Below are 22921 nucleotides of genomic sequence, written 5' to 3'. Positions count from 1 at the left end.
GGGCGCGATATCACTTGGGCGGCATGCGGATGGCGCCATCCAGGCGGATGGTTTCCCCATTCAGCATGTCGTTGGTGATGATGCTGTGCACCAGCTTGGCGTAGTCTTCCGGCCGGCCCAGGCGGGCGGGGAAGGGGATGCTGGCGGCCAGCGAGTCCTGCACTTCCTGCGGCATGCCGAAAATCATGGGCGTGCCGAAAATGCCGGGCGCGATGGTCATGCAGCGTATGCCGACCTTGGACAGGTCGCGGGCGATGGGCAGCGTCATGCCGGCCACGCCGGCTTTCGACGCCGCATAGGCGGCCTGGCCGATCTGGCCGTCGAAAGCCGCGACGGACGCGGTGTTGATCAATACGCCGCGCTCGCCGGTGGGTTCCGGCGCGTTGGCCGTCATGGCCTGCGCGCAGAGGCGCATCATGTTGAAGCTGCCGATCAGGTTGATCCCGATCACCTTCTGGAACAGGTCCAGCGCGTGCGGCCCGTTCTTGCCGACGATGCGGCCCGCCGGCGCGATGCCGGCGCAGTTGACCAGGCCGAACAGTGGGCCGAGTTCGGTGGCCGCGTTCACCGCGGCCTGGGCGTCGGCTTCCTGGGTGACGTCGCAGTGCACGTAGCGCTGGCCGAGTTCGGCGGCCAGCGTGCCGCCTGCTTCGTCCTGGACGTCGGCGATGACCACGCGCGCGCCGTGGGACACCAGCATGCGGGCCGTGCCCGCGCCCAGGCCCGAGGCGCCGCCGGTGACGATAAAGACCTTATTGGCGATTTCCATGATTCGCTAGGCTGCCTGGTGAGCTCAGTTCTGCAGGGCGGCGAACAGTCGCGCGCGGATTTCCTCGACCGCGCCGACGCCGGAGATCTTGCGGTAGCGCGGGGCGCTGGCGTCGGTTTTTGCCCAGCCGGCGTAGTAGTCCACCAGCGGACGGGTCTGCTCCCGATAGACCGACAGGCGCTTGCGCACGGTTTCCTCGCGATCGTCGTCGCGCTGGACCAGGGCTTCGCCGGTAACGTCGTCCTTGCCTTCGGCCTTGGGCGGGTTGAAGCGCACGTGATAGCTGCGGCCGCTGGCGGGATGCACGCGGCGTCCGCTCATGCGCTCGATGATGTCTTCTTCAGGGACCTCGATTTCGACGACGTAGTCCAGCTTGACGCCGGCATCCTTCAGCGCGTCGGCCTGCGGGATCGTGCGCGGGAAGCCGTCGAACAGATAGCCGTTGGCGCAGTCGGGCTGCTGCAGGCGGTCGCGTACCAGGCCGATGATGATTTCGTCGGAAACCAGGCCACCCGTGTCCATGATCTTCTTGGCCTCGAGTCCCAGCGGGGTGCCGGCCTTGACGGCCGCTCTCAGCATGTCGCCCGTGGAAATCTGCGGTATGCCGAACTGCTGGGTGATGAAACCCGCTTGGGTGCCTTTACCGGCGCCGGGAGGGCCGAGCAGGATGAGACGCATAGAAGCTCCTGATGAGTGTCATTTTTGTGCTGGGCCCGATTATGCCGTATCACCCATGGGGCCTGCCCACGGGTGTGACAAAGGTCGAACCCTTATAACCGATTTGCGTAGACCGCACGCACCCGTTCCAGGTCGGCCGGGGTATCGACGCCGGCCGCCGGCGCCTGCGGCGCCTGGTGGATCAGGATGGTGTAGCCGTGCTCGAGCGCGCGCAGTTGTTCGAGCGCTTCGTAGCGTTCCAGCGTGCCTTGGGGCAGGTGGGGGAAGCGGCGCAGGAATTCGGCACGATACGCATAGAGGCCTACATGGTGCCATGCCGGAAGTCCCACCGCCATACGCCTTTCGCCGTCCGCGAGCGCATCGCGCGCCCAGGGGATCGGGGCGCGCGAGAAATACAGCGCGCGTCCGTCGGCGGCGCAGACGGCCTTGACGATGTTCGGGTTGAACAGGGACGCGGCATCGGCCACGGGCGATGCGCAGGTGGCGATGGCGGCGTCCGGCCGCCGCGCCAGCAGGCGGGCGACGGCATCGATCAACTCCGGTTCGATAAGCGGCTCGTCGCCCTGCACGTTGACGACGATGGCATCGTCGGGCAGAGCCAGAAGATCGACGGCTTCGGCCAGACGGTCGGTGCCGGTGGCATGATCGCCGCGGGTGATCAGGGCCTCATGCCCGTGCTGGCGCACGGCGTCGGCCACGCGGTGGTCGTCGGTCGCCACGAGTACGCGGCTGGCGCCGGACAAGGCGGCGCGTTCGGCCGTGCGGACCACCATGGGTTTGCCGCCGATATCGGCCAGGGGTTTATCCGGCAGCCGTGTGGACGCGGCGCGGGCCGGGATCAGGGCGATGAATTCCACGATGCCGCTAGCTGGGATCGGCGGCGCGCTCGGCCTCGAGCGGCCGCGCTTCGCTTTCCAGCATGACCGGAATCCCGTCGCGCACGGGATAGGCCAGGCGATCGGCCTGGCAGACCAGTTCCGCCTCCTGGCGGTCGTGGCGGAGCGGGCCCTTGCAGATCGGGCAGACGAGTATGTCGAGCAGACGGGATTCCATGGGCGGATTTTAGTGGAGTTTTGCCGCCGGGCGGCAGGCCGGTCACTGCCGTGGCGCGGACGCGGCTTTCGCGCCGGGCGCCGGCAGCCGTTCGGCGATGCGGTCGAAGAAGGCAGGGTCGGAAAAATGCGGGGTGACGGGCACGGCCCACAGCCGGTTGTCGCCCAAGCCGCTGCATTTCACCGCGTCCTTCGCGGTGACCAGGATCAGGCCTGTCTTGACGGACGCGAAGGGCGACCTGGCATAGCTGTAGTGATCGGGCAGCGGGACCGTGGTCTTCAGCGACACGCCGGCGGACCTGAGCGTGGCGAAAAAACGCTCCGGATTGCCGATGCCGGCCGCGGCCGCGATGCCGGCGCGCCCGTACTCCGCCTGCAGTTCCCACAAGGTGCGCAAGGTGCCCTCGCGCAGGTTCCAGGCCGCGCCGGGCTCCATCCACATGTTGACCCGGTAAGGTCGTTGCCCGGCCGAGGCCGGCGCCTTGGCCGCCGGGCCATCCACGTTGGTCACCACGGTATGCACTTCGCGCAGCCTCGACGCCGGTTCGCGCAGGGGGCCGGCGGGCAGCAGGCGGCCGTTACCGACGCCGCGTCCATCCTGGACCACGATTTCCACATCACGCGCCAGCGCCAGGTGCTGCAATCCATCGTCGGACACGATGACGTCGACGTCGGGGAAGGCGCTCAGCAGCGTGCGTACCGCGCGCGGACGGTCGGGATGGATGCTGACGGGCGCGTTGGTCGCATGCGATATCAGCGCGGGCTCGTCACCGAAGCGCTCCGCCGCCAGCTCGCCCTGGCCGGTCCGGGGATGGTTGCCGATCTTCACGCCGTAGCCGCGGCTGACCACGCCCGGCGTCCAGCCGCGTGCGCGCAGGGCCTGGACGAGCGCGATGACGACCGGGGTCTTGCCCGTGCCTCCCACGTAGATGTTGCCGACCACGATGACGGGAACCGGCGGCCGGTACGATTTCAGCCAGCCGCGCCGGTAGCAGGCGCCCTTGGCCTTGACGGCGAGCAGGGTCAGGAAGGAAAGCGGGACGAGCAGCCGCGACAACCAGCCGCCATGCTGCCATTGCGATTGCAGTACCCCTCGAATCGCCTGGCTCATCGTGCGAGCTGCGTGGCGAAATTCACCCTGGCGATGCCCGCCAGGCGGGCGGCTTCCATCACGTTCACGACGGTCTGGTGGGTGGCCAGCGCATCGGCGTTGATCACCAGCACGGGGTCGGCCTTGCCGGCGGCCGCGCGGCGCAACGCGTCGGCGATGTCGTCCGTGCCGGTGGCTTCCAACAGCGTGCCGTCCAGGGCGTAATGGCCATCCTGGCTGATGGCGACTTCGATGGGCGCGGCGGCGCGCTGGTCCGCGGTGGCCTGGGGCAGGGTGACCTTCAGCTGGCTGAACCGCGCGAAAGACGTCGTCGCCGCCAGGAAGATGAGGATGACGAGCAGGACGTCGATCAAGGGGATCAGGTTGATCTCCAGCTCGTCCTGCCGGCGCTGATTGCCGAAATTCATGCGAGCGGGTCCTGCAGCGCGGCGCCGCGCGGACTGAACAGGTTTTCGTCCTCGTCGACGCGGCGGCGCGCCGGCGCTGCCGCCGGCGCCGCCAGGACGCGCGCGGTGCGCGAGGCCGCGTTTTCCAGCTGGTGCATGTAATCGTCCACGCGCCCCCGCAGGTACCGATGGAAGATCATGGCTGGAATGGCGATCAGGATGCCGAACCCGGTGTTGTACAAGGCCACCGATATCCCATGGGCCAGTTGCGCGGGATCGCCGCCGGTCGGCGAATACGAGCCGAAAATATCGATCATCCCGACCACGGTGCCGAACAGACCCAGCAGCGGGGCCACGACCGCGATGGTGCCGATGGCGCCGATGTAGCGGTTCAGGTCGTGCGCGACCGCGCGGCCCGTGTCTTCGACGGCGCCGCGCATTTCTTCGCGTGGCAGGTTGCGCTGGCGCAGGACTTCCGCCAACACCCGTCCCAGGGGCGAATTGCGCTCCAGCCGGGCCACCGCCTCGGGCGTATCCTGGCGGTTACGGACCATTTCCAGTACCTGCGTGACGAGGCCGGCGGGCGCGACCTGGCTGCGCCGCAATGAAAAAAGCCGCTCGATGATCAGCGCCAGGCAGAGTACGGAAGTGGCAAGCAGGGGCCAGATCGGCCAGCCTGCATCACGAAGGACGGACAGCAAGAAGGAACTCCAGAGGTCGCCGCGCGGCAGCGCGGAAGGGGGGCGGATGGCCCGCGCCGAATCAGCGCACTGTAACGGGCCGGGCCCGCCCCTGGCAATAGCCGGTGACGGGCCGAGCTATCCACAATTTTTGTGGATAATTCTGTGCAAAACCCCGGCGGACGGCCCGATTTGCCGGGCTTTGCTTCGGCATCGCCCGGCGGGTGCAGAAGCGCGAGTGACCTTCTGTTGGTCGTTTTCTTATACTTTTCAATAGGTTGCGAGCGGGTGTTAAAGCTCAGGTCGACGTGGTGCAAAAAATCGACGTGCAAAGGGCGTCTCCCACGTATTTACGCGGCCTGTGGACAGGTTTTGCCCGGAAACCCTTATGACAATTGAATTTCAAGTTAAAGAGCCCGTGTTTTCCGGGGAAATCGTGACGGTCGGCCAGCTCAATCAGGCCGTCGGGCAGCTCCTGGAACGCGGGATCCCGATGCTGTGGGTGCGGGGCGAGATCTCCAATTTCACCCAGGCCGCGTCGGGCCATTGGTACTTCACCCTGAAGGACAGCCGGGCCGCGGTGCGCGCCGTCATGTTTCGCAGCCGGGCGATGGCGGTGGGCTTCGTGCCCCGGGCGGGCGATCGCGTCGAACTCCGCGCCCGCGTCGGCTTGTATGAGCCGCGCGGAGACTATCAGCTGCAGGTCGACGCCATGCGGCGCGCCGGGCTGGGCGACCTGTTCGAGGCATTCCTGCGCTTGAAGCAGAAACTCGAATCCGAAGGGCTGTTCCTGCCGGAACGCAAACGCACGCCGGTCGCGCGGCCGCGCGCCATCGGCGTGATCACATCGTTGCGCGCGGCGGCGCTGCGCGATGTCCTTTCGGCGCTGGCGCGCCGCGCGCCGCACGTCCCGATCGTGCTCTATCCGGCGCCGGTGCAGGGCGCCGACGCGGCGCCGCGGCTGATCGCCGCCCTGGCCGCGGCCAATCGGCGCGCGGAAGTGGATACCGTGCTGCTGGTGAGAGGCGGCGGCAGCATCGAGGATCTGTGGAGCTTCAACGATGAAGGCCTGGCGCGCGCGGTCGCGGACAGCGCCATCCCGGTGATCAGCGGGGTGGGGCATGAAACCGATTTCACCATCGTCGATTTCGTCGCGGACGTGCGCGCGCCGACCCCCACGGCGGCGGCCGAGCTGGCCTGCGTACCCCGCCTGGACCTCTACAACCAGGTGATGCGGCTGGCGGGCTACCTGGTCCGCGCGCAGGAAAGGCAGCTTGAACGGCTGGCACAGCGCCTGGACCGCGCGACGGGCCAACTCACCTCGCCAGGCCAGCGGCTGGCGCACCAGCGTGAACGCCTGGCGACTTTGCGGCATCGCCTGATGAGCGCCTGGGCCGCGCCGCAGGCCAGGCGTCGTGCGCGCATCGACCTGCTGCTGGCGAAGCTCCTGCATCGGGGCCCCGATCTGGAGCGGGCCCGCGATCGGTTGCGGGATCGCATGCGGCGGCTGCAAAGCGCGCAGGGCCGTCTGCTTGAGCAGCGTCGCGCCCGCCTGGCGTCGCTGGCGACCCAGCTCAGGGCATTCGATCCGCAGAATGTCCTGGCGCGCGGCTATTCGCTGGTGCGGGACGAGCGCGGCAATGTCGTACGCGACGCCGCCGTGCTGGCGCCGGGGCAGTCCCTGCAGGTCCGCTTCAGCCAGGGCAGCGCCGACGTCACCGTGCTGAGCGCGGGCCGGACAGACGCCTGAGCATCGTGTCGCCGGTGGCGCCTGCCGCGTCGCCGCATCGGCCATTAACCCGCCGATTCACCCGGGTTAATGCGCCATTGAGGAAAGTGCCGATACAATCATTGGCTCGATCGTGCTCTCAACGAAGAAGGAACCCGAATATGGCGCACACGCTTCCCCCCCTGCCGTACCCGATGGATGCCCTGCAACCGCACATCTCCAAGGAAACGCTGGAGTTCCACTACGGCAAGCACCATCAGACCTACGTTACGAACCTGAACAACCTCATCCCCGGCACGGAATTCGAAAACTCGCCGCTGGAAGAAATCGTCAAGAAGTCCTCGGGCGGAATCTTCAACAACGCCGCCCAGGTGTGGAACCACACCTTCTACTGGAATTCGCTGAAGCCGCAGGGCGGCGGCGCGCCCAGCGGCAAGCTGGCGGACGCCATCAATGCCAAATGGGGCAGCTTCGACGCTTTCAAGGAAGCATTCAACAAGTCGGCCGCCGGTAACTTCGGTTCGGGCTGGACCTGGCTGGTGAAGAAGGCGGACGGCTCGGTGGACATCGTCAACACCAGCAACGCCGCCACGCCGCTGACCACCGCGGACAAGCCCCTGCTGACCTGTGACGTGTGGGAACACGCGTACTACATCGACTACCGCAATGCCCGTCCCAAGTACCTGGAGAATTTCTGGAACCTGGTGAACTGGGACTTCGCCGCCAAGAACCTGGGCTGAGCCGCCCGGTGACTGGACGAAACCGCTGCTCGCCGCAGCGGTTTTTTTTGGGCAGGTTGAATGCGTGTAGGAAAAGGTGAGCCGGCGCGACCGGCCAGAGGCCGGGTTGGTGGTATGGTTACGCCCTTGTTCCGCCCACGCACATCCCTTTGATGTCCGAATCTTCGCCACCCCGCTTGCGGGGCATGTTCGCGCGTTCCCGACGCATCATGCGCCGCAAGACGCGTCAGGTCCGCCGTCTTTCGCGCAAGTCGGTGGAAATGGGACTGTTGCTGGGCGGCGCCGCGCTGGTGGCGCTGGTGTCGCTGGGATTCGCCGAGCTCGCCGACCTGGCGTTGCGCTGGAATGCGGCCTGGATCGAACGGTCCAGCTGGCTGGCCTTCATCCTGTTGCCGTTCGGGCTGGCGGCGATACGCTGGCTGACGCTGCGCCTGGCGCCCAATGCCTCGGGCAGCGGCATTCCGCAGGTGATAGGCGCGCTGTCCCTGCCGGCGGGCCCCAGCCAGCACAGCCTGGTGTCGCTGAAGCAGACGGTCTGGAAGATTCCGCTGACTTTCCTGGGCCTGCTCGCCGGCGCGTCCATCGGCCGGGAAGGGCCGTCCGTGCAAGTTGGGGCGGCGCTCATGCTGGCCTGGGGCCGGTTCTGGAAAAACCGCCGCTTGCCCTTGCGGGGTTTTCACAATAACGAACTGATCGCGGCCGGCGCCGCCGGCGGGCTGGCGGCCGCCTTCAACGCGCCCCTGGCGGGCGTGATTTTCGCGATCGAGGAATTGGGCCGAGGCACTCCGCTGCGCTGGCAGCGGGTGGTGCTGATCGGCGTGCTGGCGTCCGGCTTCATGGTCGTCGCGCTATCGGGAAACAATCCCTATTTCGGCGTTTTCACCGGCAGTACCGTGGCCGATATGGTGGGCTGGGTGCTGTTGTGCGGCGTGGTCAATGGCGTCGTGGGCGGCATATTCGGTCGGCTGCTGGGCAAGGGTCCGACCGTGCTCGTCCCCGCCAAATGGCGCGCGGGCGTGCGGGCGCATCCCATCGTGACGGCCTTCGTGCTGGGCCTTGCCGTGGCGCTGCTGGGTTGGGCAATGGGCGGCCTGACCTATGGCACGGGCTACGGCTCCGCCGCGCAACTGCTGGCCGGGCACGAGGTGGATCACCATGGTTTCGGCCTCGCCAAGGTGGCCGCGACGCTGGCGTCCTACTGGGCCGGTATCCCTGGCGGCATCTTTACGCCGGCGCTCACCGCGGGCGCCGGCATGGGCGAGTCCATCTGGCGCCTGATGGACGGCGCGGTCGACCAGCGTGTGCTGGTGCTTATCTCGATGGCGGCCTTCCTGGCCGCCGCCACGCAGGCGCCGCTTACCGCCAGCGTCGTGGTGATGGAAATGACGGGCAGCCAGCCCATGCTGTTCTGGCTGCTGCTGGGTTCCCTGACGGGCTCGCTGGTGTCGCGGCAATTCTGCCCGCATGCCTTCTATCACCTGGCCGCCGGCCGCTTCCGCCGCCAGGCCATCGTGGAAGCGGGCCGGGCCGCCAAGCAGGCCTCCACGCCAACCGCTTCGTCCAGCCCTTAGACGATGTCCATGGCATGGACGTCCCGCCCCGCCTTTCCCAGGCGCCTCGCCCGCCTGGGCTACCATTTCGCTTCTAACTTCCAGAGAGCGAGACATGACCGAGCAAGCCTATATCTGTGATGCCATCCGCACCCCCTTCGGTCGCTACGGTGGCGCGTTGTCTTCCGTGCGCGCGGACGACCTGGCCGCCGTACCCATCAAGGCGCTGATGGCGCGCAATCCGGGCGTGCAATGGCAGGAACTCGACGACGTCATCTTCGGCTGCGCCAACCAGGCGGGCGAGGACAACCGCAACGTCGCCCGCATGGGGCTGCTGCTGGCGGGCCTGCCGGTCGAGGTGCCGGGCGCCACGGTCAACCGCCTCTGCGGGTCGGGACTGGACGCCCTGGGTAGCGCCGCCCGCGCGATCCGCGCCGGCGAAGCCGGCCTGATGCTGGCGGGCGGGGTCGAAAGCATGAGCCGCGCGCCGTTCGTCATGGGAAAGGCAGAGAGCGCGTTCTCGCGCAATGCCGCGATCTACGACACCACCATAGGCTGGCGCTTCGTCAACAAGCTGATGAAGGCCCAATACGGTGTCGATTCCATGCCCGAGACGGCGGAGAACGTCGCCACCGAATTCAAGATCGGCCGCGAAGATCAGGATCGTTTCGCCCTGGCCAGCCAGGAAAAGGCCGTCAAGGCCCAACAGGCCGGCTACTTCGACGCCGAGCTGACGCCGGTTTCGGTGGCACAGAAGAAGGGTGACCCCATCCTGGTCGGCAAGGACGAGCATCCGCGCGAAACCAGCATGGAAGCCCTGGCACGTCTCAAGGGCGTGGTGCGGGAAAACGGCACCGTGACGGCGGGCAACGCCTCGGGCGTCAACGACGGCGCTGCGGCGCTGCTGCTGGCGGGTGAAGGCGCCTTGCGCCGCCACGGACTGACGCCGCGCGCCCGGGTCGTCGGGATGGCCACGGCCGGCGTGCCGCCCCGTATCATGGGAATCGGTCCGGTCCCCGCCACCCGCAAGGTCCTGGCCCTCACCGGGCTGAAGCTGGATCAGATGGACGTGATCGAACTGAACGAGGCCTTCGCGGCCCAGGGATTGGCGGTGCTGCGCGAACTGGGCATCGGCGATAACGACCCCCGGGTGAATCCGAATGGTGGCGCGATCGCCCTGGGGCATCCTCTGGGCGCCAGCGGCGCCCGCCTGGCCACCACGGCAATCAACCAGTTGGCCCGCACCGGTGGCCGCTATGCCCTGTGCACGATGTGCATTGGCGTCGGGCAGGGCATCGCGGTGATCCTGGAACGGGTGTAAAAAGGACGGTCGGCGGGTTTTACACGCCCGCTTTTCGCTTCCCCCGGTATTATCGGGCCGACCAGGCCCGATTATCGGCAGAAAAAAAAGCGAGCAATGGCTGCTCGCTTTTTTATTATGTATTCTTCTCGGTACATTTAAGGCAGGCCGTCGATTTTCTGGCCCGTACTGATTCCATGACTGGCAAACCAACCTTGCGCCATTTCCAGGGCATACCGGACCGGTTTCCGGGAACAGTGGGTATCGTCGGTTTCGGGCGCCATGTCCTCGATATTGGCAATGGTGCCATCATCGGCGATGAAAGCGATGGACAGGGGCAGGGGCGTGTTGTGCATCCAGAAGCATTGCCGGTCAGGCCGCTCGAACACGAACAGCATGCCGTCGTTGCCCTCGAGCTGCTTGCGGAACATCAGTCCTCGTTCGCGGGTCTCGTCGGTGTTGGCGACTTCGGCCTGGATGACGTGTATGCCCGCCGACAGTTGGGTCTTGGGGAGTACCGATTGCGCTTCGGCGAACTGCTGGGCCCGTGCCGGGACCGGGAGGGTGCTGGAGACCAGCGCGGCGATGGCGAGGAAGGCGGCGAGGGCGGCCTGACGCCCTTTCGATGGGTATTTGGCTTGCAGCAAGACAGCACCGTTATGCATGATGGCTACGAAAGGAGTACGCAAAAAAGGCGGGGCGTCAGCCGCCCCGCCTTCGTATGGTACTCGAAGACGCCTACAAGCCCACGACTGATCGCTCAGGCCGCGGTAATGTTCAAGGCCTGCTTGCCCTTGGGTCCCTGGATGATCTCGAATGCCACCTTTTGGCCCTCTTTCAGGGTCTTGAACCCGTTCATCTGGATGGACGAGAAGTGCGCGAACAAGTCTTCACCGCCGTCGTCGGGAGTGATGAAACCGAATCCCTTGGCGTCGTTGAACCACTTCACGGTACCCGTGGATTTGGGATTGTCCCCTTGGACAGCGGTTGCGGTCGTATCAGACATGCGGACTGCCTCTTGAATCATATGTTGACAGAAGGGCTCCCCGGCAGGGCCGTCTCCCCCCCTTTTCCAAGGCTAACAAACAGTTGAAAGCACTTAGAATCCTCGGATAATGCGCTGCTTTTCTTTAGCACGTCAAGTATGGAAACTACGCATTTCGACATGTAAAAATACCCGGTTTTCGATACCGGCGTTTCTACCGTTAAATAAAATAGCCGCCGCTATGAGCACAAGTACGGATACTCAGCATGATCTGGTCGTGGAGAAAGAGAGCGCGCGCACGGCGCCGCCGCCCATGTACCAGGTGGTATTGCTCAATGATGACTACACGCCGATGGAATTCGTCGTCGGCGTCCTGCAGAAGTTTTTCGGCAAAAGCGAGGATGAAGCGACCCGCATCATGCTGCAGGTCCATAACGAAGGTCGCGGCGTCTGCGGTGTATACCCCCGCGATATCGCCGCCACCCGCGTGGCCCAGGTAGCCCAATATGCGCGTGCCAAGCAGCACCCCTTGCAATGCGTGATGGAGCCGGTTTGATGGAGTGCCTGGCCGGTCGGGGCTGATAAATCAATAAGCAATGCCAAACCGGCGGCCGACCGTGGCATAAACGGCGCCCCGGACTACGTAGTCGACACTTGGGAGAGGGGTATCGTGGAGCAGCGCACGCGCGCCCGCCGTATGGCGGGCGTGGCCATTGTGGCCGTCATCATCATTCTGGCCGCCGCATGGCTGGTCCATCGTTCCTCTACAGGGAGCGCGCCGCCCGCGAATGCCCCCGCCGTTTCGAGCGCAAGCGGATCGGCGCCGGCCGGGAACGCCGGCCCTTCCGCAGGCAATACCTCAAGCAGTACTGCAAGCAATACGGCAAGCAATACGGCAAGCAATACGGCAAGCAATGCGGCAAGCAGCGCCGCGGGCTCCCAGGCGCCCGCCACCGCGACGGTCGGCGCCGATCCCTTCGCCGGCTTGAATTGCGGCGCACGCCAGTACCAGGGCAGCCTGGCGCTTTCCATCACGCTCACCCAGCCCGTCGACCGCAAGAAAGACCTGAGCCGGTACTTGCAGGTGATCGACAGCGGCGCGGCGCCATCCGCGGACGCGTCGTCCGACGACGGTGCGAAGGACACGCCGGCGCCGTCACGCGCTATCGAAAAGGGCGACAGCAGCGTATCCGGCAAGCCGGTACAGGGCAGCTGGGTGGTGGGCGACAATCCGCGCGTCGTCTACTTTCCCTATGTCCAGCCGCAGCGTCGCTACACCGTCAAACTGGCGGCCGAACTGCCCGCCGCCGATGGCGCCACGCTGGGACAGAGCGCGCATTGCCAGCTGAACACGGACGCGATGCCGCCGGCCTTCTACTTCGCCAGCCGGGGCGTCGTGCTGCCGGCAGGCCAGAATGGCGGCTTGCCCGTGGCCACGGTGAACATGCCCGAAGTCGACGTGCAGTTCCTGCGCATCGCGCCCGAACATGTGCCCGCCTTCTTCGATATCCTGCTGGGCAGCCGTCGTGGCGATGGCGATCAGGCGGATGACGACGGCCAGGATGGGGGCTACAACAATTCCGTATCCATGAAGGGCGCGGTCAACAGCTGGGACCTGGATCGCCTGAACACCATCGCATCCAGCGTCTACCAGGGCCGCTTCCTGACCGATGACAAGCCCAACCGGCGTCATGTGACCTTCCTGCCGGTGGAGAACATCAAGGAACTGCAGGAGGCCGGCATCTATGTGGCGGTGATGAGCGAACCCGGACGGTTCCGCAGCGAATACCAGACCACCTATTTCTACGTCAGCGACATCGGCCTGCATGCGCGTCGCTACTCGGACCGTATCGAAGCATTTTCGGTATCGCTGCGATCGGGCGAACCGATCGCGAACGACACGATCGAGCTGATCGACGGCGCCGGCAAGGTGCTGGCCAAGGCGAATGCCGACGCCCAGGGGCACGTACGCTTCGATGGGGATTATGCGCGCGCCAGCGTACTGCGCGCGACGCGTGGCAAGGAGATGACGGTGTTGTCGCTGGCCGAGCCCGCGCTCGATCTGTCGGAGTTCGACGTCGGCGGCCTGCCTTCGGTGGAAAACAGCCTGTTCGTCTACGCTGGCCGCGACCTGTATCGTCCTGGCGAAACGCTGCAGGTGTCGGTACTCGCGCGGGACGCCGACGGACGCATGCCCAAGGCCGCGCCGTTGACCGCCACGCTGAAGCGCCCGGACGGCCGCGTGGTCCAGACGGCGCTCTGGCGCCCCGATCCGTCGGCGCAGGGCTATATCCAGCATGCCATCGAATTGCCGGCCGACGCCCAGACCGGCACCTGGCTGCTGGAGATGCGCGTGGACCCCGGCGCGCGCAACGCGGATGCGACGTGGTCATTCCATGTCGAGGAATTCCTGCCGGAACGCATGAAGCTGGTCTTGACCGCGCCGGAAGGCGCGCTGCCCGCCGGCGAGTCGCTGCACGTGGACGTGCAGGGCGACTATCTGTATGGCGCGCCGGCCGCCGGCAATCGCCTGCTCGCCAATTTCACCGTGAAACGGGACCGTTATGCGCTGGCGGCGCAGTGGCCGGGCTTCATCTTCGGCGACGTGGCCGACGACAAGCTGCGGCACTACGAAGAGCTGCCGGAATCGCAGCTGGACGATGAGGGCAAGGGCGCGATCGACGTCGACCTGTCCGGCCAGAAAGCCGATTCGCCGCTGCAGGTGCGGGTATCGGCCAGTCTGCTGGAATCCGGCGGCCGGCCTGTCGTCCGATCGATCACGCGCTCCATCTGGCCCGCGCCCGTGCTGATCGCCGTGCGTCCGCTCTTCGACGGCGATGTGGCGGCGGAAAACACGCCCGCCGGCTTCGAGGCGATACGCGTGGACGCCAACGGCAAGATCCAGCCGCTGGCGCAGGCGCAGATGCGGCTCTATCGCGAAGAGCGCCAGTACTACTGGCGCTACGACGAGCAGCGTGGCTGGAACAGCGGCTATACCGAAACCGAGGAGCTCGCCGATTCGCGCCTGTTGTCGCTGGCCGGTCGCGAGACCTTCAACGTACCGGTCGGCTATGGCCGCTACCGCCTGGAAATCTCCGACCCCGATACCGGCCAGACCCTGCGCTATCGCTTCTACGCGGGTTGGGGCGCCCAGGGCGACGAGGCCGCGGGCAACCGGCCGGATCGCGTGCGCATGCAGATGGAAGGCCTGCCCGCCAAGCCTGGCGATACCGTCAAGCTGACCCTGACGCCGCCGCACGACGGCCATGCGCTGATCACCGTGGAAGGCGACCGCATGCTGTGGTCCAAGTGGGTCGATGCCAAGGCCACGGGAACGGAGGTGGACATCCCCGTGGACCCGTCATGGAAGCGTCACGACCTGTACGTCGGCGCCGTTGTCTTCCGCCCTGGCAGCCAGGGCGACCGCGTGACGCCCGCGCGGGCCGTCGGCCTGGCGCCGCTGCCGCTGGATACGTCGGCACGCAAGCTGAACGTATCGCTGCAGGCGCCGGCGAAGGTCCGCCCGGAAACGCGCGCGACCGTACGGGTCAAGGTGGATGGCGCGGCCAATACGCAGGCCACCGTGACCTTGTCGGCGGTCGATGTCGGCATCCTGAACATCGACAACTATGCGACGCCCGATCCCTATGGATTTTTCTTCGGCAAGCACCGCTACGCGCCGGATCTGCTCGACATGTACGGCAAGCTGATCGAGAAAATGGACGGCACCAAGGGCCGCTTGAAATGGGGCGGCGACGCCGCGATGCGCGGGGATAGCCGCAACCTGCCCAAGAAGGTGAAGCTGGTCGATCTGTTCTCCGGTCCGGTGAAGCTGGATGCCAAGGGCGAGGCGGAAATCCCGCTGGACATCCCCGACTTCAACGGGACGTTGCGGCTCATGGCGGTGGCCTTCACCGGCGACACCTATGGCAACGCGGACGCCGAGATGATCGTCGCCGCGCCGGTCGTGGCCGAATTGAGCACGCCGCGCTTCATCACCCCGGGCGACCAGGCCGCCATCGCGCTGGACGTCACCAACCTGACGGGGCGCACGCAAACCTTCGCCGTCACCTTGCAGGCGCTCGATCCGCTGGCGATCGCCGACGGACAGCCGCGCACCGTCACGTTGAAGCACCAGCAACGCACCACGCTGCGCTACACCGCCACCACCACCGGCTCCTACGGGCTGGGGCTGATGCGCCTGTCGGTGTCCAGCCAGGGCGGGGCGGACGCCGTCCATATCGTGCGCGAGTCCGTGCTGCAGGTCGAACCGGCGCAGGCGCCCGAACGCCAGGTGCGCCGGCTGCGCCTCATGCCGGGTGAAACGATGCGGCCCGACCCGGCCTGGGTCGCCGGTTACTACCCCGATTCCGCCACGGTCAGCCTGACCGTATCCGACCGGCCGCCGTTCAATGTCGAACGCATCGTCGCCAACCTGTTGACGTATCCGTATGGCTGCACGGAGCAAACCATCAGCGCCGCCATGCCTTGGCTGCTGATGGACGCCGATACGGCGCGCACCTACGGCGTCAAGGATTTCTCGCCCGCCGCGCGCCAGGATCGCGTCGACAGGGCGCTGCAGCGCCTGTCCGGCATGCGCGGCAGCAGCGGCGCGTATTCCCTGTGGGGCGGGCCTTCCGGCAGCCGCGACGTCTGGCTGACCGCCTATGCCGTCGGCTTCCTGCAGGATGTGCGCGAACGTGGCTTCAGCGTGCCCGACGCCACGCTCGATCGCTCGCGCAACTGGCTGCTGCAGCAGGTGCAGCAGGCGCCTTCCGGCTTCGGCACCTGGTCGGCGGTACTGCGCAACGCGGTACAGAGCGGTCGTATTCCGGCCGACGCCCAAAGCGTGCTGCGCGACGATCACCGCCGCTTTGCTGGCCTGGCCGCGGCGTCGCTGGTACTGGCTCGTGACGGCAAGGCGCCGTTGGCCACCGTGCGCCAGCTGTTCGATAACTACCAGGAGCGCGCACGCTCGCCGCTGCCGTTGGTGCAACTGGCGGCGGCCTTCAAGCTGATGGGCGACGCCGATCGCGAGCGCGCCGCGCTGGACGCCGCGATGAGCCGTCCCTATGGCGTCGGCACGGCGTTCGGTGGCGTGGACGAGTGGATGGGCGACTACGGCAGCGCGGTGCGCGACCTGGCCTTGTCGTACGCCTTGATGCAGCAGTACGACCTGCGCCACGCGCGCCGCGAAGTGCTGCTCACCGACCTGGCCGCGCGTCTGAACGGACGGTCGTATTTCTCGACGCAGGAAGGCATGGCTCTGCTGCTCGCGGCGCGCGCCAGCGGCGTGGCCAGCCCCGGTTCCTGGGAGGCCACGCTGTCCAAGGGCACGGAACGTACGGTGCTGCAGGGCGCCGACGACCGCACCGTACCCCTGGCCGCCGCCGATCTCGGCGCCATGCAGCTGGTCAATAGCGGCAGCCGCCCGGTGTTCGCGGAATTCGATATCCAGGGCAGCGCCATGCAGCCGCCGGCGCCGCGCGCCAACGTCATCCGCCTGCAGCGCAAGTGGTATCGCCCCGACGGCAAGCCGTGGGACGGTGGCGTCCTGCGGACCGGCGACATGCTGGTGGCCTGGATACGGGCCGATGCGAGCCGCGCCATCCCGGATGCCCTGGTCACCGACCGGGTGCCGGCGGGCCTGGAAGTCGAGAACCTGAACCTGTCCCAGAACCCGGACATGAACGATTGGACCATCGCGCAACACCGCGTGGCGGATGCGTTGTCGGATCCGCGCGTCAAGCACACGGAGTTCCGCGATGACCGCTACGTGGCGGCCGTCGCGCTCGGACAGGGGCCGGTCGACATCTTCTACCTGCTGCGAGTCGTGACGCCGGGCAAGTATGCGGTGCCGTCGACCGTGGCCGAGGACATGTATCGACCCGAGGTCCGTGGCGTGGGCGAGTCATGGGGCAACATCGAGATCCGCGACCGCGGCGCAGCCGGTCCATGACCATGCCGGATGGCGCACCCCCCGGCGGCGCCGGGGCCAGGGGCGGGCGCGCTGCCTGGCGCCGCGCCGTGGCTGGCGCCGCGGTGCTCGCCATCCTCGTTTGCGCGGCGGTGCTCGCGCTCGATCGCAAGTACCCCTTGCCACCGCCTTATGCGGATGGCGCCGTCGTGGTCGCCGCCGCCGACGGCACGCCTTTGCGCAACTATCCCAGCCGCGACGGCATCTGGCGCTATCCCGTGCGGCCGGGCGACGTTTCCCCCGCCTATCTGCAGACGCTGCTGGCGTATGAGGACCGCTGGTTCTATTGGCACCCCGGCATCAATCCTGTCGCCATGGCGCGCGCCGGATGGCAATGGCTGGCGCATGGACATATCGTGTCCGGCGGCTCGACGCTGACGATGCAGGTGGCCCGGCTGATCGACCCGGCGCTGGCGGGACGTCCCTCCCGCAATATAGGCGCCAAGCTGCGCCAGGGTTTTCGCGCGCTGCAGCTGGAAATGCACTACGGCAAGGATGAGATCCTTGCGATGTACCTGAGCCGCGCGCCCATGGGCGGCATCGTCCAGGGGGCCGAGATGGCCGCCCGCCTGTGGCTGGGAAAATCGGCGCGCGATCTGAGCGCCGGCGAGTCGGCCTTGTTGACGGCCTTGCCGCAATCGCCGTCGCTCCTGCGGCCCGATCGGCACCCCGAGCTGGCGCGCGTCGCCCGCGACAAGGTGCTGGATCGCATGGCGGCGCTGGGTTACTGGAGCCCGGCCCAGGTGGCGGACGCCCGGATGGAGCCAGTCATGGCGCCGCCGCTACGCGCGCATTGGCTCGCGCCGCTGGCGGCGCAGCGACTGCTGCGCGAGGCCGCCGCGACGGGCGGGCCGGCATGCGCCACGTGCGAGCCCGGCGCCGGCGCCGCGGGTGGCGCGCAAGCGCCTCATTCCAGACAGGTCATCGCTTCCACCATCGACGCCGAATTGCAGGCCCGCGTCGAACAGATGCTGCTGGATCGCGTCGACGCGCTGCCTCCCAAGGTTTCCATGGCGGTGCTGGTCATGGACAACGACAGCCTGGCGGTGCGTGCCTACGCAGGCTCGGCGGACTACAGCGACAATACCCGATACGCGCACGTGGATATGGTGAGCGCGGTCCGCTCGCCCGGTTCGACCTTGAAACCCTTCCTGTATGCCATCGCGCTGGATGACGGGCTTATCCATTCCGAAAGCCTGCTGCTGGACGTGCCCATGTCCTTCGGCGGGTATGCGCCGGGCAATTTCCAGGCGGCATTTTCCGGCCCGGTCAGTGTTGCGCAGGCATTGCAGCGCTCGCTGAATGTGCCGGCGGTGGATCTGCTGGACCGTGTCGGCCCCGCGCATTTCGCTTCGGTTATGCTTAGTGGCGGCGTGCGTTTGCGCATGCCGGCTGGTGCGTCGCCTAATTTGAGCTTGATTTTGGGCGGTGGCGGCACCACCTTGGAAGAACTGGTGGGCGCTTATCGTGCGTTGGCGCGTGATGGCCTGGCCGGGCGCCCGCGTCTGGATCCGCGCCAACCCGTGCAGGAAACGCGCATGATCAGTGCGGGGGCTGCGTGGATCGTGCGGGATATCCTGGAAGGCGGCGGCCACCCGGACCGTCCGTTTCACCAGAGCGGTGCGCCGGGAAAGGCCTTGGCCTGGAAAACCGGCACCAGCTTTGGCTTTCGCGATGCCTGGGCGGTAGGCGTCACGGACAGCTGGACCATCGGTGTGTGGGTTGGCAGGCCTGACGGTACCCCCAATCCTGGATTTTTCGGCGCCAATGTGGCGGCGCCGTTACTGCGGGACGTTGTATCCGCATTGCCCGAAGGCCCGCCGCGCGCGCGAGTCAGGCCTTCCAGCGTGCAGGCGGTCGTGATTTGTTGGCCGCTGGGTAGTCGTTTTGAGAATATGGGCGCCAGGAATTGTCCCGAACAACGCCAGGCGTGGGCTTTGAACAACACCGTTCCTCCCTCGTTCGCGGGATATGCGAATCCCGGCCAGGCGCCACTACGGGTGCTGGGTCTGGCGGATGGCTCGGTATTACGGCCGATTCCCGGTCGACGCCTGATCGACGTCGACGTGGACACGGCGGGGGCGCAAGGTGATGTATGGTGGATGCTGGACGGCCAGGTGCTGGGACAAGGCCAGGCCGGTCATCCTTTCAAGGTGTCGTTGAGGCGCGACGGTCGGTATACGCTTACGGCAATGGACAGCCACGGCCGTTACGATCGGATCGAATTTGAAATCGCTGGCGTTACGCCCCGATAGGCATAGAATATGAATTGTGTTTTTGTCCGCTTCGATGCGTTATGGAGGAAGCGTGATTTCCCAAGAGCTTGAAGTCAGCCTGCATATGGCTTTTGTCGAGGCCCGTTCGGCCCGGCACGAATTCATTACAGTAGAGCATCTACTGTTATCGCTGCTCGACAACGCTTCCGCGGTGGAAGTGCTGCGCGCCTGCGCCGCGAATCTGGATGATCTGCGTCGCAATCTGCGGCAGTTCGTCAACGAGAACACCCCGGTGATTCCGAGCGGCGCCGAAGTGGATACCCAGCCCACGCTGGGCTTCCAGCGCGTGATACAGCGCGCGATCATGCACGTGTCCGCCGGTGGCAGTGGCAAGAAGCCCGTGACCGGCGCCAATGTGCTGGTCGCCATCTTTGGCGAAAAGGATTCGCACGCGGTCTATTACCTGCAACAGCAGGGCGTCACGCGCCTGGACGTGGTGAATTTCCTGTCGCACGGGATTACCAAGCAGCCCCAGGTCGAATCGGCCGCGTCGCAGAAAGAGCAGCAGCCCAATCCCGAGGAACAAGGCGAATCGCGCCAATCCCCGCTGGATCAATATGCGACCGACTTGAACGCGGCCGCCCTGGCGGGCCGCATCGATCCGCTCATCGGGCGCGAATCGGAAGTCGAGCGCGTCATCCAGGTGCTTTGCCGCCGCCGCAAGAACAATCCCTTGCTGGTGGGCGAGGCCGGCGTGGGCAAGACCGCGATCGCGGAAGGGCTCGCATGGCGGATCACGCGCGGCGAAGTTCCCGAAATACTGCAATCGGCGCAGGTCTATGCGCTGGATATGGGCGCCTTGCTGGCCGGTACGAAATACCGCGGCGATTTCGAACAGCGCCTGAAGGGCGTGCTCAAGCAGTTGCGCGGCAATCCCGACGCGATCCTGTTCATCGACGAAATCCATACGCTGATCGGCGCGGGCTCCGCGTCGGGCGGTACGCTGGACGCATCCAATCTGCTCAAGCCGGCCCTGTCTTCGGGCCAGCTCAAGTGCATAGGCGCGACCACCTACACGGAATACCGCGGCGTGTTCGAAAAGGACCACGCGCTGTCGCGCCGGTTCCAGAAGATCGACGTCAGCGAACCCAGCGTAGAACAGACGGTGCAGATCCTGCGCGGGCTGAAGACGCGCTTCGAAGAACACCACAACGTACGCTATTCGGCGGCCGCCTTGCTGGCCGCGGCCGAATTGTCGGCGCGCCACATCAATGACCGCCATCTGCCGGACAAGGCCATCGACGTCATCGATGAAGCCGGCGCCGCCCAGCGGCTGCTGCCGCGTTCGCGGCAGAAGAAGGTCATCGGCAAGGTGGATATCGAAAACATCGTGTCGAAGATCGCGCGCATTCCGCCGCAGTCGGTGTCCAACGACGACCGCAGCAAGCTCGCCACGCTGGATCGCGACCTGAAAACGGTGGTCTTCGGCCAGGACGCCGCGATCGAAGCGCTGTCCGCCTCCATCAAGATGGCGCGTTCCGGTCTGGGCAAGCCCGAAAAGCCGATCGGCGCCTTCCTGTTCTCCGGTCCGACCGGTGTCGGCAAGACCGAAGTCGCACGGCAATTGGCCTTCACGATGGGCGTCGAGCTGCTGCGCTTCGATATGTCGGAATACATGGAACGGCATGCCGTGTCGCGCCTGATCGGCGCGCCTCCGGGATATGTCGGTTTCGACCAGGGCGGCCTGCTGACGGAAGCCATCACCAAGCAACCGCATTGCGTGCTGCTGCTGGATGAAATCGAAAAGGCGCATCCGGATGTCTTCAACATCCTGCTGCAGGTCATGGACCACGGCACGTTGACCGACAACAACGGACGCAAGGCCGATTTCCGCAACGTCATCCTGATCATGACGACCAACGCGGGCGCGGAAACCTTGAATCGGCCGTCGATAGGCTTCGCGAACGCGCGCGTGGTCGGCGACGAAATGGCGGAAATCCGGCGCATATTCACGCCCGAGTTCCGCAACCGCCTGGACGCCATCATCCCGTTCGCCCCGCTGTCGCGCGAGATCATCCTGCGGGTGGTCGACAAGTTCCTCATGCAGCTGGAAGACCAGTTGCACGAACGGCGCGTCGACGCGGTGTTCACGGATGCGTTGCGTGAACACCTGGCCAAGGAAGGCTTCGATCCACTCATGGGCGCCCGTCCCATGCAGCGGTTGATCCAGGACACGATACGCCGCGCCCTGGCGGACGAGCTGCTGTTTGGCAAGCTGGTCGACGGCGGCACGGTCACGGTCGACCTGGATCAGGACGGCAAGGTCGCGCTGACCTTTGGCGACAAACCGGCCTCGGACGCGCCTGACGCGCAGGAAGTTGCGTTGGCGGATTAATGGCCTCGGAACACCCGCTCATCTCCTGCGAAAACTGCGGCAGTGTTTATCGCCGCCAGGAGTTGGGCCAGGGTGAAGTCGCGAGCTGCGGCCGCTGTGGCACCGTGTTATGGCGCTACAGCGGTTTGCAACCTTCAGGGTGGCTGGCGCTCGCGCTCGCCGCCCTGATTACTTTCATCATCGCCAATGCCTACCCCGTGGCCATCATGCGGGTGCAGGGCATGGTGCAATCCGCTTCCTTGCCGGACGCCGTCTTCGTGACCTGGGAACAGGGCCATGAGGTCGTCGCCGTCATGACCGGGCTGGCGGGCGTGGTGCTGCCGCTGCTGCAGTTGGTGCTGCTGCTGTGGGTGCTGTACCCGCTGTCCATGGGCGCGCGGCCGCGGGCTTTCGGCTTTACCACCCGATTGCTCGGCATGCTTGCTCCCTGGAGCATGGTCCCCGTCTTCGTCCTGGGCGTGCTGGTGGCCGTGGTCAAGCTGGCGGGCATGGCATCCGTGACGCCGGGCCTCGGGATGTTGGGCTTCGCGCTGCTGACCGTCCTGCTCACCATGCTGGGACGGCTGTCGGCGCAGTCCTTGTGGCACTACGCGGAACGGGCGGGTGTCGTCGAATCGCATACTCCCCGCCCGACGGCGGACGAGGCGCTGGCGGGATGCCATGTGTGCGGGCAGGTCCAGGCGTTGCCCGTGGCCGACGCCGAGCACGTCCACCATTGCCTGCGCTGCGAGAACCCGGTGCACCTGCGCAAGCCGGATCATCTGGCGCGCACATGGGCATTGCTGATCGCCGCGGTGATTCTTTACATCCCCGCCAACGTGCTGCCTGTCATGAATATCGATTCCCTACTGGGGGATAGTGCGCACACTATCCTGGGCGGTGTGATCGAACTCTGGCAGACGGGATCCTGGGATATCGCCCTGATCGTCTTCGTGGCCAGCGTGATGGTTCCCTTGACCAAGCTGCTGGCACTCGGCGTGCTGGCATGGCAAGTGCAGCGGGGCAGCCGCAACAGCCTGGTCCAGCGCACGCGCCTGTATGGGATGGTCGAATTCATCGGCCAATGGTCAATGCTGGATGTGTTCGTCGTGATCCTGCTGGCCGCGCTCGCGCAGTTCCAGGGGTTGATGACGATCAGCGCCGGTCCGGGTGCTGGCGCCTTCGGCATGGTCGTCATCCTGACCATGCTGGCGGCCATGAGCTTCGACCCCAGGCGCGGATGGGATCGCGCGCCGCGAGGCCCTGGCGCGGCGCCGGTCGCGGGATCGGCGCCGGCGCAGGCTGTGCAGGTCACGGGAAGTGGATCGCGCGGGCCCGCCGTGGACCATGCCATTCGAAAACAAGAGGAATAAG

The 22921-nt window shown here is 66.3% G+C and carries 18 protein-coding genes; 9 read left to right on the top strand and 9 right to left on the bottom strand.

Features of this window, described 5'->3' with window-relative positions:
• Positions 1-10: 10 nt before the first annotated feature.
• From CAL26_RS17030 to CAL26_RS17000, 7 genes are all read right to left on the bottom strand, one after another.
• Positions 11-769 (bottom strand): 3-hydroxyacyl-CoA dehydrogenase, encoded by a 759-nt coding sequence (locus tag CAL26_RS17030; protein ID WP_094848018.1) that lies wholly within the window; start codon positions 767-769, stop codon positions 11-13.
• A 24-nt stretch (positions 770-793) separates the two neighbouring features.
• Entirely contained in the window at positions 794-1447 is a 654-nt protein-coding gene (adk, locus tag CAL26_RS17025) for an adenylate kinase (RefSeq protein ID WP_094848017.1), read from the bottom strand.
• A 92-nt stretch (positions 1448-1539) separates the two neighbouring features.
• Positions 1540-2304: a 3-deoxy-manno-octulosonate cytidylyltransferase gene (gene kdsB, locus CAL26_RS17020; RefSeq protein WP_094848016.1), complete on the bottom strand. Its 765-nt coding sequence runs from the start codon at positions 2302-2304 to the stop codon at positions 1540-1542.
• Between the two features lie 7 nt (positions 2305-2311).
• Positions 2312-2500 (bottom strand): Trm112 family protein, encoded by a 189-nt coding sequence (locus CAL26_RS17015; protein WP_094848015.1) that lies wholly within the window; start codon positions 2498-2500, stop codon positions 2312-2314.
• A 42-nt stretch (positions 2501-2542) separates the two neighbouring features.
• Complete coding sequence (gene lpxK, locus CAL26_RS17010; RefSeq protein WP_094848014.1) at positions 2543-3610, bottom strand: tetraacyldisaccharide 4'-kinase; 1068 nt, start codon at positions 3608-3610, stop codon at positions 2543-2545.
• Positions 3607-4017: an ExbD/TolR family protein gene (locus CAL26_RS17005; protein ID WP_086065793.1), complete on the bottom strand. Its 411-nt coding sequence runs from the start codon at positions 4015-4017 to the stop codon at positions 3607-3609. Before CAL26_RS17005 ends, lpxK begins: the two co-directional genes overlap by 4 nt.
• A complete protein-coding gene (locus CAL26_RS17000; protein WP_094848013.1) occupies positions 4014-4697 on the bottom strand; it encodes a MotA/TolQ/ExbB proton channel family protein in 684 nt (227 codons plus the stop codon). Before CAL26_RS17000 ends, CAL26_RS17005 begins: the two co-directional genes overlap by 4 nt.
• 367 nt (positions 4698-5064) lie before the next feature.
• Here CAL26_RS17000 and xseA point away from each other — a divergent pair, with 367 nt between their 5' ends.
• From xseA to pcaF, 4 genes are all read left to right on the top strand, one after another.
• Positions 5065-6426, top strand: a complete 1362-nt coding sequence (gene xseA / locus CAL26_RS16995) for an exodeoxyribonuclease VII large subunit (protein ID WP_094848012.1) — start codon at positions 5065-5067, stop codon at positions 6424-6426.
• A gap of 140 nt (positions 6427-6566) precedes the next feature.
• Entirely contained in the window at positions 6567-7145 is a 579-nt protein-coding gene (gene sodB, locus CAL26_RS16990) for a superoxide dismutase [Fe] (RefSeq protein ID WP_094848011.1), read from the top strand.
• A 185-nt stretch (positions 7146-7330) separates the two neighbouring features.
• Complete coding sequence (locus tag CAL26_RS16985) at positions 7331-8716, top strand: chloride channel protein (RefSeq protein ID WP_256988505.1); 1386 nt, start codon at positions 7331-7333, stop codon at positions 8714-8716.
• 94 nt (positions 8717-8810) lie between these two features.
• Complete coding sequence (pcaF, locus tag CAL26_RS16980; protein ID WP_094848010.1) at positions 8811-10016, top strand: 3-oxoadipyl-CoA thiolase; 1206 nt, start codon at positions 8811-8813, stop codon at positions 10014-10016.
• A gap of 137 nt (positions 10017-10153) precedes the next feature.
• On the opposite strand, the gene CAL26_RS16975 is transcribed toward pcaF, so the two are convergent.
• Entirely contained in the window at positions 10154-10660 is a 507-nt protein-coding gene (locus CAL26_RS16975) for a DUF192 domain-containing protein (protein ID WP_094848009.1), read from the bottom strand.
• 95 nt (positions 10661-10755) lie between these two features.
• Positions 10756-11001 (bottom strand): cold-shock protein, encoded by a 246-nt coding sequence (locus tag CAL26_RS16970; protein ID WP_006220277.1) that lies wholly within the window; start codon positions 10999-11001, stop codon positions 10756-10758.
• Between the two features lie 220 nt (positions 11002-11221).
• On the opposite strand from CAL26_RS16970, the gene clpS reads away from it, so the two are divergent.
• From clpS to CAL26_RS16945, 5 genes are all read left to right on the top strand, one after another.
• Positions 11222-11536 carry an ATP-dependent Clp protease adapter ClpS gene (gene clpS / locus CAL26_RS16965; RefSeq protein WP_094848008.1) on the top strand — a complete coding sequence of 105 codons (315 nt, stop codon included), beginning with the start codon at positions 11222-11224 and terminating at the stop codon, positions 11534-11536.
• Between the two features lie 141 nt (positions 11537-11677).
• Positions 11678-16939, top strand: coding sequence for an alpha-2-macroglobulin family protein (locus CAL26_RS16960; protein WP_094848007.1), 5262 nt, complete (start codon positions 11678-11680; stop codon positions 16937-16939).
• Positions 16940-16941: 2 nt separating this feature from the next.
• The gene (gene pbpC / locus CAL26_RS16955) at positions 16942-19212 is read left to right on the top strand and encodes a penicillin-binding protein 1C (protein ID WP_373454519.1); all 2271 of its coding nucleotides are present in this window, start codon (positions 16942-16944) and stop codon (positions 19210-19212) included.
• 52 nt (positions 19213-19264) lie between these two features.
• On the top strand, positions 19265-21568 hold the full coding sequence (clpA, locus tag CAL26_RS16950; RefSeq protein WP_179283382.1) for an ATP-dependent Clp protease ATP-binding subunit ClpA: 2304 nt from the start codon (positions 19265-19267) through the stop codon (positions 21566-21568).
• Entirely contained in the window at positions 21568-22920 is a 1353-nt protein-coding gene (locus CAL26_RS16945; protein WP_094848005.1) for a paraquat-inducible protein A, read from the top strand. The genes clpA and CAL26_RS16945 overlap by 1 nt, the downstream gene beginning before the upstream one ends.
• The last annotated feature ends 1 nt before the right edge of the window (position 22921 follow it).

The organism is Bordetella genomosp. 9 (genome assembly GCF_002261425.1).
In the GTDB taxonomy this organism is placed as follows: domain Bacteria; phylum Pseudomonadota; class Gammaproteobacteria; order Burkholderiales; family Burkholderiaceae_B; genus Bordetella_C.
The sequence above is the reverse complement of the archived record's forward strand: the minus strand, read 5'-3'. Positions and strand labels throughout refer to the sequence as shown.